Annotated in this window: 11 protein-coding genes and 1 pseudogene; 10 read left to right on the top strand and 2 right to left on the bottom strand. The window is 74.5% G+C overall.

The genetic code is table 11. The features are described 5' to 3' along the window. Positions 1–46 precede the first annotated feature (46 nt). Both Srubr_RS40800 and Srubr_RS17460 read right to left on the bottom strand, forming a co-directional pair. A complete protein-coding gene (locus Srubr_RS40800) occupies positions 47–952 on the bottom strand; it encodes a helix-turn-helix transcriptional regulator (RefSeq protein ID WP_229926403.1) in 906 nt (301 codons plus the stop codon). Positions 953–1,113: 161 nt separating this feature from the next. After that, positions 1,114–2,127 carry an AraC-like ligand-binding domain-containing protein gene (locus Srubr_RS17460; protein WP_189989533.1) on the bottom strand — a complete coding sequence of 338 codons (1,014 nt, stop codon included), beginning with the start codon at positions 2,125–2,127 and terminating at the stop codon, positions 1,114–1,116. Positions 2,128–2,472: 345 nt separating this feature from the next. On the opposite strand from Srubr_RS17460, the gene Srubr_RS17455 reads away from it, so the two are divergent. The 10 genes and pseudogenes from Srubr_RS17455 to Srubr_RS17410 all read left to right on the top strand — a co-directional run bounded on the left by Srubr_RS17455 (position 2,473) and on the right by Srubr_RS17410 (position 14,548). After that, positions 2,473–3,444, top strand: a complete 972-nt coding sequence (locus tag Srubr_RS17455; protein ID WP_229926402.1) for an alpha/beta hydrolase — start codon at positions 2,473–2,475, stop codon at positions 3,442–3,444. A gap of 383 nt (positions 3,445–3,827) precedes the next feature. Continuing rightward, complete coding sequence (locus tag Srubr_RS17450) at positions 3,828–4,796, top strand: alpha/beta hydrolase (RefSeq protein ID WP_189989530.1); 969 nt, start codon at positions 3,828–3,830, stop codon at positions 4,794–4,796. Between the two features lie 190 nt (positions 4,797–4,986). Then, positions 4,987–5,628, top strand: coding sequence for a GPR1/FUN34/YaaH family transporter (locus Srubr_RS17445; protein WP_229926401.1), 642 nt, complete (start codon positions 4,987–4,989; stop codon positions 5,626–5,628). A gap of 162 nt (positions 5,629–5,790) precedes the next feature. Further along, a pseudogene (locus Srubr_RS17440) lies at positions 5,791–6,114 on the top strand (SsgA family sporulation/cell division regulator); the annotation flags it as partial. Positions 6,115–6,189: 75 nt separating this feature from the next. After that, positions 6,190–8,088: an amidohydrolase gene (locus Srubr_RS17435; RefSeq protein WP_189989525.1), complete on the top strand. Its 1,899-nt coding sequence runs from the start codon at positions 6,190–6,192 to the stop codon at positions 8,086–8,088. Positions 8,089–8,286: 198 nt separating this feature from the next. Then, positions 8,287–8,949 (top strand): hydrolase, encoded by a 663-nt coding sequence (locus Srubr_RS17430; RefSeq protein WP_189989522.1) that lies wholly within the window; start codon positions 8,287–8,289, stop codon positions 8,947–8,949. A gap of 39 nt (positions 8,950–8,988) precedes the next feature. Then, positions 8,989–9,531, top strand: a complete 543-nt coding sequence (locus tag Srubr_RS17425; protein WP_189989520.1) for a DoxX family protein — start codon at positions 8,989–8,991, stop codon at positions 9,529–9,531. Positions 9,532–9,710: 179 nt separating this feature from the next. Next, the gene (locus Srubr_RS17420; RefSeq protein ID WP_189989518.1) at positions 9,711–10,565 is read left to right on the top strand and encodes an alpha/beta fold hydrolase; all 855 of its coding nucleotides are present in this window, start codon (positions 9,711–9,713) and stop codon (positions 10,563–10,565) included. A gap of 28 nt (positions 10,566–10,593) precedes the next feature. Next, a complete protein-coding gene (locus tag Srubr_RS17415; RefSeq protein ID WP_189989516.1) occupies positions 10,594–11,475 on the top strand; it encodes an alpha/beta hydrolase in 882 nt (293 codons plus the stop codon). Positions 11,476–11,776: 301 nt separating this feature from the next. Further along, positions 11,777–14,548 carry a LuxR C-terminal-related transcriptional regulator gene (locus tag Srubr_RS17410; protein WP_189989514.1) on the top strand — a complete coding sequence of 924 codons (2,772 nt, stop codon included), beginning with the start codon at positions 11,777–11,779 and terminating at the stop codon, positions 14,546–14,548. The last annotated feature ends 41 nt before the right edge of the window (positions 14,549–14,589 follow it).

Genomic DNA, 14,589 nt, shown 5'->3' with positions numbered 1-14,589 from the left:
CCCGCCGCCTACCGGTGGTGACGCCGGGCGGACGGGGCTCTTGCCGTCAGTACGTCCCGTCGAGCGCGCCGGTCCGCGTCGCCGCCCCCACGGTGCCGGTCTGCGCCCGCAGGTCCCGCCACTCGCTCGGCGACATTCCGTACCGGGCGCGGAAGCACCTGCTGAAGTGGGCGGCGGTGGCGAACCCCCAACGCTGGGCCACCGCCTGCACCTTGGCCGGGCTGCCGCCGCCGCGGCCCAGTTCGCGCCGGCATTCCTCCAGCCGGCGCCGCTGTATCCAGCGGCCGATCGTGCCGCTCTCCTCGGTGAAGAGCTTGTGCAGCCGGCGCACGGACATGTGGTGGGCCTCGGCGATGGCGTCCGGGCGGAGCCGGGGGTCCGCGAGCCTGGAGTTCGCCCAGCGCCGGATCTCGTCCGTCAGCCGGCGGTCACCGTCCGGGAGGCCGCTCCGTCCGGGGTGGGCGTCGCGTCCGGCCTCCTCGGCCACCAGGGTGGTGACCAGGTCCGCCGTCTGGTTCCTGAGCCGTGTCGCCATGCCGGCCGTCCCCGCCTCCGCTCCCCAGGGGCCGTCGGCCGTGGCCAGGGAGCGCAGCAGGGGCAGCAGCAACGAGGCGACGCCCGTGGTGGCGTCGTACGTCCGGCCGGTCGTCCGCGCCAGGGCGTCGTCCGGGACCGGCACCAGCAGGCGGGGCACGCGGAGTACCGCGAGGACGCATCCGGCCGTCCCGCTCACCGGGACCGGCCTGGCCGAATCGGTCAGGAGCAGGCTGTCCGGCGTCACCCGGCCACCGTGCTCGGGGGCGAGGACGAGGCTGCCCCGGAGCGGGGCGCAGACCACGATCTCGCGCGAGTCCGGCTCGCCGGCCGGCCGGACCGGCAGGGCACCCGTGTGGGCGAGTTCCGCGCCGGGGACGACACCGATCCGGACGTGCGGCGGCCGTCCCGGATCCACGGCGAGGGGAACCGGACCGGAACGCGGGCCCGTGTCATGGGGTGAAGGCGCGGAGGACGGCACCGTGGGCTCCTTTGGGTCTTGTGCGCGAACGGTCCGTGCCCCACTCTCGGCGTGCCCCGCCTCGGGTACGTAGGTCGGATGACTGACACCCGGGCGCGTCAGTGCACGGCGGCGCGCTGTGCTGCCCTCGGCAGCTCCGGGCCGGGAAGCTCCTCCTCCAGGGCACCGGTGAGCCGCCACTGGCGCGGCGGCACGCCGAACACCCCCTTGAAGGCACGGCTGAAGTGGGCGGGGCTGTGGAACCCCCAGCGGCGGGCGACCGTCGACACCGTCGGGCTGACGCGTCCGCGGCGGGCCAGTTCCCTGGCGCACTCCTCGACCCGGCGCCGCAGGATGAGCCGCCCCACCGTCGTCCCCTCGCCTTCGAAGAGGCGGTGGAGGTAGCGCACCGAGATGTAGTGGGCTTCGGCGATCCGTTCCGGTGTCAGGTCCGCCTCGCCCAGGTGCCGCTCGATGTAGCCGCGGACGCGCGGCACCAGCCGGGCGCGCGTGCCGCCCGGCGGCTCCTGGTCCCTTCCGAGCAGTTCGTCGGCGAGGAGGGCGATGAACTCGACGGTGTTCCCGGCGAGCAGGTCACCGGTGTCCGCGGTCACCCGGTCCGCGAGGCGGGCGAGGCGTTCGAGGAACGGGACCAGCAGGGCGGCGACACCGCTCCGTCCCGGTACGGCACGCCCGGTGAGGCGGAACAGGTGGTCCGCCGGGTCGCCCAGCGCCTGCCGGGGCACGGAGACCAGCAGCATCCGGTGGGACTCGCGCTGGTCCAGGGTGAAGGGCCGGCGCGGGTCGAGGAAGGCCACCTCTCCCGGCTCCAGCGCGGTGCTCCTTCCGTCCTGGGTGAGGAGAGCGGTGCCCGACCGCTGGAGGACGACGGCGATCCGCTCGCCCGGGCTCCGGGCGATGTGCCGGGGGGTACGGCTCAGCTGCGACGGCCCCGCTTCGACGAGCAGCAGGCTCAGGTAGCCGAGGTGAGCGATCACCGGTGCCGGGGGGCCGGCCGCAGTGGTGCGCATCACGAGCCGGACGGGGGCGACAAGACCGTCGAAGGCGTCCTGCCACAGTCGTGGCGCCTCGTCTTCCCGTCCGGCCGTCATGTCCCGAAGAACGTGTCCCACGCGTGCTCCTTGTTCTCGGACGCCGGCCGGTCGGCGAACTCTCCGCTCAGGGGGGGTGAACGGCCATGTGCGTTCCCGTTCATGCTCGGTGGCGCGAGAAGACCCCACATAGGTCATTTGACGTGCGGTCACGCACACGGGCGGAGCGTCCGCCGCCCCCCTGGGACAAGAGGTGTGCACGGACAGGCACATGAGGCCGGTGCGGAGGGGCGGCGGGGCCGGTACCTGTCCGTAGGCTGGGGGTCCGTCGCCCCGGCGGCCGCCGCTGTCAGGAGCGGGCCGGGCCCGACGGATTCGTCAGCTCTTCCATCCCGGGATCGCGCCCACGCGCGGGAGTGTGTCGTCGTGGAACATGTCGCTGGACCGCCGACGGTCCTCGAGCAACTGGCCCAGGCCTTCGTCGAGGCCCATGAGTGTCCGGGCGTGCCGGGCGGAGCGGGGCCCGCTCCCTCCGGAGAGGCACTCGCCGTCCTGCGCGGAGAGGCGGACCGGACGCCGGACGTCGGGGAGGAGTGGCTGGCGCTCCCCGGGTGCGACGGGGACCGCGTCCGCGTGCGCATCCTGCGGCCGGCCGACAGCGAGGAACTCCTGCCGGTGGTGCTCTACCTGCACGGCCTGGGCTGGACCCACACGACCGCCACCACCCACCAGCGGCTGCTGGAGGACCTGGTCCTCGGTTCGGACGCGGCCGTGGTGGTGCCCGAGTACGACCGTCCGCCGGCCGCCCGCTATCCGGTGGCCGTCGAGCAAAGCTACACCGTGGCCCGCTGGATCGCGGAGAACGGTGCCGACTGGCGTCTCGACGGCTGCCGCATCGCCGTGGTCGGCGTCTCGGCGGGCGCCAACCTCGCCGCCGCCCTGACGCTGGTCGCCAAGGAGCGCGGGGGAGTGCACTTCGTCCACCAGGTCCTGGTCTGCCCGGTCACGGACGCCGCCGGACGGACGGCTTCCTACCGGCACTTCGCCGAGGGCTACTTCCTCGGCGGCGCCGTCATGCGGAGCTTCTGGCGGAGTTACGTCCCCGACGCGGCACGGCGCACGGAGATCACCGCCTCTCCGCTGCTGGCGACCACGGACGACCTGCGCGGGCTTCCGCCGGCACTGGTCCTGACCGCGGAGGCCGATGTGGTGCGCGACGAGGGGGAGGCGTACGCGGCGAAACTGAGGGCGGCGGGCGTCTCCGTCGTCTCCGTGCGTTACCACGGCACGATCCACGGGTTCATCCTGTTCGACATGCTCCGGGAGAGCGACGCGGGCCGGGCCGCCCGGACGCAGACCGTGGACATCCTCCACGTCGCCTTGCACCGGGGGTGGTGAGGGACCGTCCGCGGGAGCAGGCACCAGGAGGGCCGGCTCCCCGTGTCCCCTCGGACAGCAGGAGCACCACGAGGGCCGGCGCCCCCGTACGCCCTCGTACAGGAGGAGGCACCAGGAGGGCCGGCTCCCCGTGCGCCCTCGTACAGGAGGAGGCACCAGGAGGGCCGGCTCCCCGTGTCCCCTCGGACAGCAGGAGCACCAGGAGGGCCGGCGCCCCCGTACGCCCTCGGACGGGAGGAGGCTCCATGAGGCCCCGTGCGCCCTCGGGCAAGGGGTGTGCACGGGGGGCGGCCCCATGCCGGGCGCAGGGACATAACGTCCCGGTGTGCCGCCTCGCGGCGGCGCGCCGAACGTCCCGCGTCCCTCACGAAACGGGTTCAGCCATGCACGAGTTCCCTCCTGTCACCCCTGTCCTGGAGCCGGCCGCGGCGGCCTTCGCCGAGGCCACCGCCCAGCCGCCGTTCCTCTTCCAGCTGCCCGTGGCGGACGGCCGCAAGGCCGTCGACGAGGTCCAGTCCGCACCGGTGGACAAGCCCGCGATCGACGAGGAGTGGGTCACCGTCACCGTCCCCTCCGGCGGCTTCGTCAGGGCGCGCGTCGTGCGTCCCGCCGGTGTCCGGGGCGAGCTGCCCGTCATCCTCTACATCCACGGAGCGGGCTGGGTGTTCGGCAATGCCCACACCCATGACCGGCTGGTGCGGGAACTGGCCGTCGGGGCCGGTGCCGCCGTCGTCTTCCCGGAGTACGACCTGTCGCCGGAGCACCGCTACCCGGTGGCCGTCGAGCAGAACTGGGCCGTCGCCCGCTGGATCGTGACCGGCGGGCCGGACAAGGGCCTGGACGCCACCCGCATGGCGGTCGCCGGGGACTCGGTCGGCGGCAACATGAGCGCCGCGCTCACCCTGATGGCCAAGGAGCGGGGCGGTGTTCCCCTGCTCCAGCAGGTCCTGTTCTACCCGGTCACCGACGCGTCCTTCGACACCGCCTCCTACCACCAGTTCGCCGAGGGCTACTTCCTGCGCCGCGACGGCATGCGGTGGTTCTGGGACCAGTACACCACCGACGAGGCCGAGCGGGCGCAGATCACCGCCTCCCCGCTGCGCGCCACCACCGAGCAGCTCACCGGCCTGCCGCCCGCCCTGGTCATCACCGCCGAGGCCGATGTCCTGCGCGACGAGGGCGAGGCGTACGCGAACAAGCTGCGGGCCGCCGGCGTGCCGGTGACCGCCGTGCGCTACCAGGGCATCATCCACGACTTCGTCATGCTCGACGCGCTGCGGGACACCCACGCCGCCCGGTCCGCCGTCGCCCTCGCCGTGGGCACGCTCCGGGCCGCGCTCGCCAAGGACTGAGTCCGTCCCCGGGCGGCGACGCCCGGGGGCAGGCCCCCGCCCGTGCGGACGCCCCGGGGTACGCGGGCCCGGCAGGCGTGCGTACCCCGCTCTTCCCGTTCTCCTCCGAGCAGGCAGGCAGCACATGGACACCCCCGACAGCCCTCCGCCCGTCCCGGGCGGCCGGCACCACGAACCCGATCTGCGGAGCATGACCCGCATCAACCTCCGTCCGATCGCGTCACCGATGCCCCTCGGCTTCTACGCCGTGGCCATCGCCTCGGTCCTCGTCGGCTGTTTCCAGCTCGGCGTCTTCGAGGAGAACGCGGACCGGGCCGTCGCCTTCACCGTCCTGCCCGCCTTCGTGCTCCAACTCCTCGTGGGCGTCCTGGCGTTCGGTGCCCGTGACGTCCTCGCGGCCACGCTGATGGCCTGCTTCTCCGGGACCTGGCTGGCCACCTGCCTGGTCCTGGCCCTCGACCCGCCGGGCGGCGCGGCGGTGCTGGGCGTGCTGAACCTCGCCTTCACCGTGTTCGCCGTCCTCATGGCGAGCGTGGCCAGGGCCAAGCGGGCCCTGTGGCTCGTGCTGTGCGTGGCCGTCCCCCGGTTCGCCGTGGCCGCCGCCGCGAACCTCTCCGGCGTCGCCTGGCTGGGCACCCTCTCCGGCGTCCTCGCCCTGCTGCTGGCCTCCGCGGCCCTGTACGCGGCCTTCGCCCTCATGCTGGAGGACATGCGCGGCGAGCAGGTCCTGCCGATCGGCCGCAGCGGCCCGGCGCACCACGCCGTCGAGGGCGACCTCGCCGTCCAGCTGCGCGACCTCGAACGCGCGGCCGGTGTCCGCCGCACGCTCTGAGCCTCCTTCGCCGCGTCCGCCCGCACCGGCGGCGCCGGCGTCCCGTTCCAGGAGCACGTCCCGAGGAGTGTCCGTGAAGCCCATCGAGCGACTCGTCACGGCGAAGGTGTCGTCGCCGGAGCACGGCGCGGGCCGGCTGGTGGTGGGGACCGTCACGACCCCGGCGACCCGCCGGCGGTGCGGCTCGACTTCGCCCCCGCCGCAGGGCCGGGCGAGGGCGGGGCCGCGACCTGGGTCTTCGCCCGGAGCCTGCTGGAGGAGGGGGTCGGCGTGGCCGTGGGCGACGGTGACGTCCGGGTCCGGCCGGGCGCCGCGGGCGAGACGGACATCGAACTGGTCTCCCTGTACGGCTCCTGCGTGGTGCGGCTCCGCACGGACACGCTGTGCTCCTTCCTCGCCCTGTCCGAGACCCGGTCCGCCCAGGTCTCCACGCGGATCCGGACCGAGCTCGACCGGACGCTCGACGCCATCCTCGGGCGCGCGTAGGACCCGCCGTCCCTGTCCTTCCGCGGGGCCCGTCCGGTCCCGCCCCCTTCCCTTTCGAGAACGAGAGGCCCCGTCATGACGACGATGCCGGTCAGCGGTGTCACCCCCTTTCCCGGCCTAGAGGACGGCGACGCCGCCGACCTCGTCGTCCGCAACGCCAAGGTCCACACCGGTGATCCGGAGCGGCCCGCCGCGACGGCCCTCGCGGTCCGCGACGGCAGGATCACCGCTCTCGGTGACGAGGCGACGGTCGCGCGGCACGTGGGGCCGCGGACGCGCGTGGTCGACGCGCTGGGCCGCCGGATCGTCCCCGGCCTGAACGACTCGCACCTGCACGTGATCAGGGGCGGCCTCAACTACGTGCTGGAGCTGCGCTGGGACGGCGTGCCCTCGCTGCGGCAGGCGCTGGCCATGCTGCGCGAGCAGGCCGGCCGCACCCCGAAGGGCCAGTGGATACGGGTGGTCGGCGGCTGGACGGCCGAGCAGTTCGCCGAGCGGCGGATGCCGACGGTCGCGGAACTGAACGCCGCGGCCCCGGACACCCCCGTCTTCGTCCTGCACCTGTACCAGTCCGCGCTGATGAACCGTGCCGCCGTGCGCGCCGCCGGCTACACCCGCGACACCCCCGACCCGCGGGGCGGGCAGATCGTGCGGGGCCGGGACGGGGAACCGACGGGGGTCCTGCTCGCCGCGCCCGGCGCGCTGGTCCTCTACTCCACGCTGGCGGCGGCACCCACGCTGGGCGAGGAGGACAGGAAGACGTCCACCCGGCACTTCCTGCGGGAACTCAACCGGTTCGGCCTCACCTCCGCCGTCGACGCGGCCGGCGGGTTCCAGAGCTTCCCGGAGAACTACCGGACCGTCACCGAGCTGGCCCGGGCCGGAGAGCTCTCCCTGCGGATCGCCTACCACCTCTTCCCGCAGGCCGCCGGGCAGGAGCTGGACGACCTGCGGCGGTGGACCGAGACCGTGGACCCGGACGAGGGCGACGAATGGCTCCGGCTGAACGGCGCCGGGGAGAACCTGACCTGGGCGGCGGCCGACTTCGAGAACTTCTCCGAACCCCGGCCCGAACTCGCCGCCGGCTACGAGGCCGAGTTCGAGAAGGCGGTCCGGCTGCTCATGGAGAACGGTTGGGGCTTCCGGCTGCACGCCACCTACGACGAGACCATCCGCCGGGACCTGGCGGTCTTCGAGAAGCTGGCGGCGGAAGGCCTCTTCCCGGCCGGCAACCGGTGGCTCTTCGACCACGCCGAGACGGTGTCCCCGGGAAGTCTGGAGCGGATCGCGGCGCTGGGCGGCGCCATCGGCGTGCAGAACCGCATGTCCTTCCAGGGCAAGGCCTTCGTCGACCGGTACGGCGCCGAGGCGGCCGAACGCACGCCGCCGGTCACGGAGATGCTGGAGCGGGGCCTGCGGGTGGCGGCGGGCACGGACGCGACCCGGGTCTCGTCGTACAACCCGTGGGTGGCCCTGCACTGGCTCGTCACCGGACGCACCGTGGGCGACCTGCGCCTGTACCCGCCGGACCGGCTGGTGTCCCGGGAGAAGGCACTGGAGCTGTACACCCGGGGCGGCGCCCGGATGACGGGCGAGGGCGAGGTGAAGGGGCTGCTGAGGACCGGTTTCCTGGCGGACTTCGCGGTCCTGTCCCATGACTACTTCGCCGTGCGCGCGGACGACATCCCGCACATCGAGTCGGTGCTCACCGTCGTCGGCGGCCGGCTGGTCTACGCGGCGGCGGAGTACGAGGGCCTGGACGAGGCGGTCCCGCCCGTCAGCCCCTCCTGGAGCCCGGTGGCCCGCTTCGGCGGCTACCAGGCGACCCCGCCGCCGGGAATCACGGGGGCACGCCAGGCCGACCGCCTGGCGGAGGCGGTCGCGGAGTCGGAGCGGCACCGCCAGTGGCGGGCCGCCCGTGGCTCCGCCCCCGGGAACGGCCCTCAGGTCTTCGATCCCTGCTTCGTCCTCTGAGCGGACGCCACCGACGAGCCGTGCAGCGTGGGGACAGTCCCGGACACCCTGAGCAAAGCGCCGGGAAACCGTGCGGCCGTAGCGTCGGATCGTGAACGGGGCTGCCAGGCAAGCAAGTTGACTGTACATCAGATGTTCTTCCGCGCGCCCTGCGTCTCTCTTCGCCTTCTCGACTCTCCTCTCTTGGAAGGATCCGTCATGAACAAGTTCGACTCCGTCGAGGCCGCGCCCAGCCCCGACCTGCTCACCCCCGACAACGCGATGATGCTGTTCGTGGACCACCAGCCGCAGATGTTCTTCGGCGCGGCCAGCGCGGACCGGGCCGGGGTCATCAACGCCACCGTCGGCCTCGCCAAGGCGGCCACCGTCTTCGACGTGCCCGTCGTGCTGTCCACCGTCGCCGCCGAGTCGTTCTCCGGCCCGCTCCTGCCGCAGCTGCGCGAGGTCTTCCCCAAGCACGAGATCGTGGACCGCACCTCGATGAACGCCTGGGAGGACCCGGCGCTCGTGGAGGCCGTCAAGGCCACCGGCCGCGGCAAGATCATCCTGTCCGGGCTGTGGACCGAGGTCTGCCTCGTCCTGCCCGCCCTCTCCGCCCTCAGCCAGGGCTACGAGGTGTACGTCGTCGCCGACGCCTCCGCCGGCGTCACGCCCGAGGCCCACGAGCACGCCATGCGGCGCATGACCGCGGCCGGCGCCGTCCCGGTCACCTGGCTCCAGGTCCTGCTGGAACTCCAGCGCGACTGGGCGCGCGGGGAGACGTACACCCAGACCCTCGACGTGGTGAAGGAGCACGGCGGCGCCTACGGCATGGGGGTCGTATACGCCCAGTCCATGATCGACCCGCACGCCGCGGGCTGATCCCACGTCCGGCGTTCACGACCTCGGGAGCACGAAACGATGGACATCGGTCTGCTGGTCCTGCGGCTCGCCGTCGGGCTTCTCGTCGCCGGGCACGGAGTGCAGAAGGTGAGCTTCCGGCTCGGCGGCAAGGGGCTGGCGGGCGGCGCCGCGGAATTCCGGGGCGACGGTTTCCGCGGCGGCGCCCTGACGGCCGTCGCCGCCGGCGGCACCCAGATCGGGGCGGGGCTGCTGCTCGCCGCCGGCGCCCTGACCCCGCCGGCCGCGACCGGTGTCATCGGCGTGATGATTGTGGCCGTGACCGTGAAGCTGCCGCACGGGCTGTGGGTGCAGGACGACGGCTACGAGTACCCGCTGGTCCTCATGGCCCTGCCCGCGGTCCTCACCCTCACCGGTCCCGGCCGCTGGTCCGTGGACGCGGCCCTGGGCCTGACGCCCTGGCCCGTCTGGTGGACCCTCGTCGCCGTGGCCGGCGGGGTGGGCAGCGGCCTGGCCGTCCGGGCGCTGCTGCACCGCCCCGCGCCACCAGGACCCGGCACCGGGCCCCGTACCCGCCCCGCGGACATCCGCGGCAGAACCTGACGGCTCGCCCGTCCCCCGACGGCTCGTGCGGGGCCCGCCTTCCACCAGCCGCACCTGCTGCCGGACCGGCCGCCGGGCAGCAGCCGGCGACCACCGGCCTGCCCGCCGAGCCCCACCGACCCGCGCCCGAGAGGCGTATCCCGCCCCTCGGCGACACCCCGCACAGAAAGCACACACACATGTCCCCTGCTCAGGCCACGTCAGGAAAAGGCGTCTCGCGGCGTACGGCGATCGTGGCCGGTTCCGCCACGGTCGCCTCGCTCGGCACCGGGACCGCCGCCGCGAGCCCCGCCGCCCAGGACCGGGAGCACTCCGAGAAGCATCGGCCCACGATCGTCCTGGTCCACGGCGCGTTCGCCGACGCGTCCAGCTGGGCGCCCGTCATAGAACGGCTCCAGGACCGCGGTCACCGGGTACTCGCCCCGGCCAACCCGCTGCGCGGACTGCACCACGACGCGGCCCACATCACCGCCTTCCTGGACAGCGTCGAGGGCCCCGTGGTCCTGGCCGGCCACTCCTACGGCGGAGCGGTGATCACCCAGGCCGCCGCGAGCGCCCCCGGCGTCCGGGCGCTCGTCTACATCGCGGCGTTCATGCCCGACGCCGGCGACGTGCTCGGCGAACTGACGTCCCGGTTCCCCGGCTCCCAGCTGGCACCGGCGCTCACCCAGGTGCCCTCGCCCGCGCCCGACGGCACCCCCGGCCTCGACCTCTACCTACGGGCCGACGAGTTCCACCAGGTCTTCGCCCAGGACGTGCCGCGCGACACCGCGCGCACCCTGGCCGCCGTCCAGCGTCCGCTGAGCGCCACCGCCTTCGGCGACCGGGCGACCGCGGCGGCCTGGCGCACCCTGCCGTCCTGGACGCTGATCGCCACCGAGGACCACGGCATCCCGCCGGAGCTCCAGCGCTTCCAGGCCCGGCGCGCGGGTTCGCACACGGTCGAGGTCCCCAGCTCGCACCTGCCCCTCCACAGCTTCCCGCACGCGGTGACCTCGCTGATCCGCTCGGCCGCCGGCGCCGTCCGGCGCTGACGCCGCCCCACTCCCGAAGGACTGCCCCGTGTCTCTCCCCTCCGAGAACTCCTACGCTCGCGACCTGGCCCAGGTCGAACGGGCCAACGCCGACGGCCGCGTGCCCGTGGTCTTCGTCCACGGCCTCTGGCTGCTGCCCACCAGCTGGGAGCGGTGGGCGGCCGTGTTCGACGCCGCCGGTCTCGTCCCGGTCCTGCCGGGCTGGCCCGACGACCCCGAGACGGTCCAGGAGGCCAACGCCCACCCCGAGGTCTTCGCCGGCAAGAGCGTCGGCCAGGTCGCCGACCACTTCTGCGGCCTCGTGCGCAAGCTCGACCGCACGCCGGTGGTCGTCGGGCACTCCTTCGGCGGCCTGATCACCCAGATCCTCGCGGGCCGCGGACTGTCCCGGGCCTCGGTGGCCATCGATCCGGCCCCGTTCCGGGGCGTGCTGCCCCTGCCGCTGTCCTCGCTGCGCGCGGCCGGCGCGGTGCTCGGCAACCCCGCCAACTACCACCGGGCCGTGCCGCTCACCTACGAGCAGTTCCGGTATTCCTTCGCCAACGCCGTCAGCGAGGCCGAGGCGCGCGAGCTGTACGAGACCTTCGCCGTGCCGGCGCCGGGCGAACCGCTGTTCCAGGCCGCGGTCGCGAACGTCAACCCCTGGACCGAGGTCAAGGTGGACACCCTGAACCCCGACCGGGGCCCCCTCCTCATCCTCTCGGGGGAGAAGGACAACACCGTTCCCTGGGCCATCGCCCACGCCTCGTACAAGAAGCAGGTGCGCAACGCGTCCGCGGTCACGGAGATCCTGGAGATGCCGGGCCGGGGCCACGCCCTCACCATCGACAGCGGATGGCGCGAGGTCGCCGACACCGCCCTCGCCTTCCTCAGGCGGCACGTCGACCTCGCGGCGGGAGACGCGGCATGACCGCCGACTGACTCCCGCGCCCCTCCGAGCGGCCGGTCCGGACCTCTGCGTCCCGGGCCGGCCGCTTCGCGTTCCCCATCGCTCCTCCGCCGCTCGGCGGGCCCCGCCCGGAGGCAGGACGGAGGAGTGCGCAGGGGCATCCTTGCGGTCCGCGGCTGACGAGTTTCGGCCTGTGGCTGCAGAGGTTTGGCCTGTGCGTGCGTGACCGCCGGTCCCGCTCCGCCCGCGTCCTAGCGTCGAACCGCGGTGGGGGCCGTGACCCCACCGCTCGACGCGGTCACGGTTCTCGAGGAGCGGCACGATGACATCCGACGGCACGGCGGGAGCGTCCCGGCCCTGTACGTCGTTGACGGGGCGCGACGCCCCTTGGACGGCCCTGCGGAACGCCCTGCTCGCGGCCCCGGCCGGAGGGCGGGCGCTGTGGCTGCGCGGGGAGGTCGGCATCGGCCGGACCGCGCTGCTGGACCAGGCGGTCTCCTTCGCCGCGGAACGGGGGATGGGCGTCCTGCGGGCCGCCGGCAGCGCAGCGGAGTCGGGCATGGCCCTCGGTGTCCTGCGCCGGCTGATCCGGCCCCTGACGGACCGGTACGACGTGCTGACCGCCGCACAGCGCCGCTGCCTGGAAGGGGCCCTGGACACCGCGGCGGACACACACCCCGCGGGGCCGGCCCTCGCCGCCGCCACCCTGGCCCTGCTGAGCGGGATCGCCGACGAACAGCCCCTGCTCCTGGCCGTCGACGACCTCCAGTGGGTGGACGCGCCCAGCGCGGGCGTTCTGGCCTTCGTCCAGCGCAGACTCGGCGCCGCGCCGGTCGTCCTGGTCTGCGCCGTGCGCGCGGAGGGCTCGTCGGCCCTGGACAGCACCGGTGCCGAGATCCTGGACCTCGCCCCGCTGACCGACGCCGAGTCGGCGGCGGTCCTGCGCCGCCGCCGTCCCGACCTCACGGCGAAGGCCCGGGCCCGCCAGGTACGGGAAGCGGCCGGCAACCCACTGGCCCTGCTGGGCGGCCCCGCGCGGCCGGAGCACGTCCACCGCACGGCGCACGGTCCGGCCCCCGCCGACCCGTCGCCGGACGATCGGCTGGAGCACGACTTCGGCCTGCGCCTGGACGCCCTGCCCCCGAGGTCCCGGTTCCTGCTGCTGCTCCACGCGCTCGCGGGCCACGAGGAGCGGAGCACCCGCCTGGCGCTCGAGGCGGCCGATGCCGCCGGATCGCCGGCCTCGGAGGACACACTGGTGGCGGCCGAGAGATCCGGTCTGGTCAGGCTGCACCACGCCAGGATGACCTTTCTGCACCCCCTTGTCCGTACCTGCCTGGTCCGGACGGCCTCCGCCGCGGACCTGCGCCGCGCCCACGCCGCGCTCGCCGCCGTACTGCCCCGTGACGACGAGCGGCGCGCCGCCCACCTGGCCGCGGCCGTCGCGGGCACCGACGACGATGTGGCGGCTCACCTTGAGGAGGTGGCCCGCCGCACGATCCGGCGCGGCGGCCACCCCGAGGCCGCGACGCTCCTGGAGCGCGCCGCTCGGCTGAGCGCACGCCCGGGAACACGCGGCGCCAGACTCACCGCCGCCGCCAACGCGGCGGCCATCGGCGGACAGCCGGCCGTCGCCGCCCGCCTGCTGGCGGACGCCGAGGCCGACGGCGTACCCGCCCGCAGCCGCCCCCTGTGGGAACTGACCGACGCCTACGTGCGGTTGGAGAGCGACGGTGACCTCTCCCCGGCCGTCACCCGCCTCCGGGCGCTGCTCGCCGGTCCGCGCCCCCCTTCGCCGACGGCGGACGACACCGTGCGCGACACCGTCCGCTTCCTGCTCCATCTGACGGCCGTCTTCTCCGACGAGCCGGTGCTCCGGGACGCCTTGCGCACACAACTGTCCCGCTCCGGGCCCGTCGCACGGCTCTGTCTCGATCTCTGGAACCGGCCCGCCGGTCCGGGCCCCGGCGGAACGCGGCGCCTGCGGCGGCTGGTCGCGGTGCCGGCGCCGGAGGAAGAGCTCGGGGAGGCCTGGCGGTTGCTGTGGATCGCGGCAGCCCTCGACAGCGTGGGCGAGCACACCCGGCTCTGGCACCGCGTCGTCCAGCGGGCGCCCTACCTGACCCAGGCGCACGTCCGGCTCGCCACCTGCGGGGACGACTACCTGCGGGGCCGATGGGACCGCTGCCTCACCGACTCCCGCCAGGGCGCGCACACGGCCCGGGAGCAGGGCTGCGGATTCCACGAGCACCTGTTCCGGCTCACCGAGGCCGCGGTCCACGCGGCCCGTGGCCGGCGGGCCGAGGCGGAGGCGCTCCTGGAGCGGACCGAGTCCTGGGCGCGGACCCGCGGCCAGTCGTACGTCCTGCGCCGGATCGCCGGCATCCGCGCCGTCCACGCCCTGGCCTCGGGAGACGACGAGACCGCGTACGCGCTGGCGGCGTCCCTCACCCCGCCGGGCACGTTCCCCCCGCAGGAGCCGCGTTTCCAGCAGGTGTTCCTGGACCTGGTCGAGGCGGCGGTGCGGACCGGGCGGCGCGCCGAGGCGCTGCGCCATATCGCGGCCGGCCACGAGATCCGGATGGGGGACATCGGCCCCCGTCACGCCTTCGTGCTGGCGGCCGCCGAGGCGATGGCCGCCGAGGGCGAGGACGTGCACACCCTCAGCGAGGCCGCCTACGCCGTGCCGGGGGCCGAGGCCTGGCCCTTCGAGCTGGCGCGCCTGCACCTGCGCCACGGCGCGTGGCTGCGGCTCGCCCACCGCCCCGAGGAGGCCCGGGCCCACCTGCTGACCGCGCACACGCATTTCACCCGGCTCAAGGCGGAACCCTGGGCGCGCACCGCCGCGGCGGAGCTCCGGGCCGGCGGCACGGTCGTCGCGCGGGCCCGGCCGACGGAGGTGTGGCGGCTGTCCCCCCAGGAGCTGCGCATCGCGCGGCTCGTGGCGTCCGGCCTGAGCAACGGGCAGATCGCCGAACAGCTGAAGGTGTCACCCCGCACGGTCGGCACCCACCTCTACAAGATCTTCCCGAAGGTCAACGTGGCCTCCCGCGCGGCCCTGGCACACGCGGTGCGCGAGGCGTACGACCGGTGAGCGGCCGCGAGGCCCGCGAACCGCGGAGGCGCGCCTCCTGG

The sequence above is a fragment of the Streptomyces rubradiris genome (assembly GCF_016860525.1).
GTDB lineage: Bacteria > Actinomycetota > Actinomycetes > Streptomycetales > Streptomycetaceae > Streptomyces > Streptomyces rubradiris.
The sequence above is the reverse complement of the archived record's forward strand: the minus strand, read 5'-3'. Positions and strand labels throughout refer to the sequence as shown.

Excerpts from the sequence above, each read along its gene's own strand:
- Srubr_RS17450 (WP_189989530.1), top strand. The coding sequence starts at position 3,828 with ATGCACGAGTTCCCTCCTGTCACCCCTGTCCTGGAGCCGGCCGCGGCG.
- Srubr_RS17445 (WP_229926401.1), top strand. The coding sequence starts at position 4,987 with ATGACCCGCATCAACCTCCGTCCGATCGCGTCACCGATGCCCCTCGGC.
- Srubr_RS17435 (WP_189989525.1), top strand. The coding sequence starts at position 6,190 with ATGACGACGATGCCGGTCAGCGGTGTCACCCCCTTTCCCGGCCTAGAG.
- Srubr_RS17430 (WP_189989522.1), top strand. The coding sequence starts at position 8,287 with ATGAACAAGTTCGACTCCGTCGAGGCCGCGCCCAGCCCCGACCTGCTC.
- Srubr_RS17425 (WP_189989520.1), top strand. The coding sequence starts at position 8,989 with ATGGACATCGGTCTGCTGGTCCTGCGGCTCGCCGTCGGGCTTCTCGTC.
- Srubr_RS17420 (WP_189989518.1), top strand. The coding sequence starts at position 9,711 with ATGTCCCCTGCTCAGGCCACGTCAGGAAAAGGCGTCTCGCGGCGTACG.
- Srubr_RS17410 (WP_189989514.1), top strand. The coding sequence starts at position 11,777 with ATGACATCCGACGGCACGGCGGGAGCGTCCCGGCCCTGTACGTCGTTG.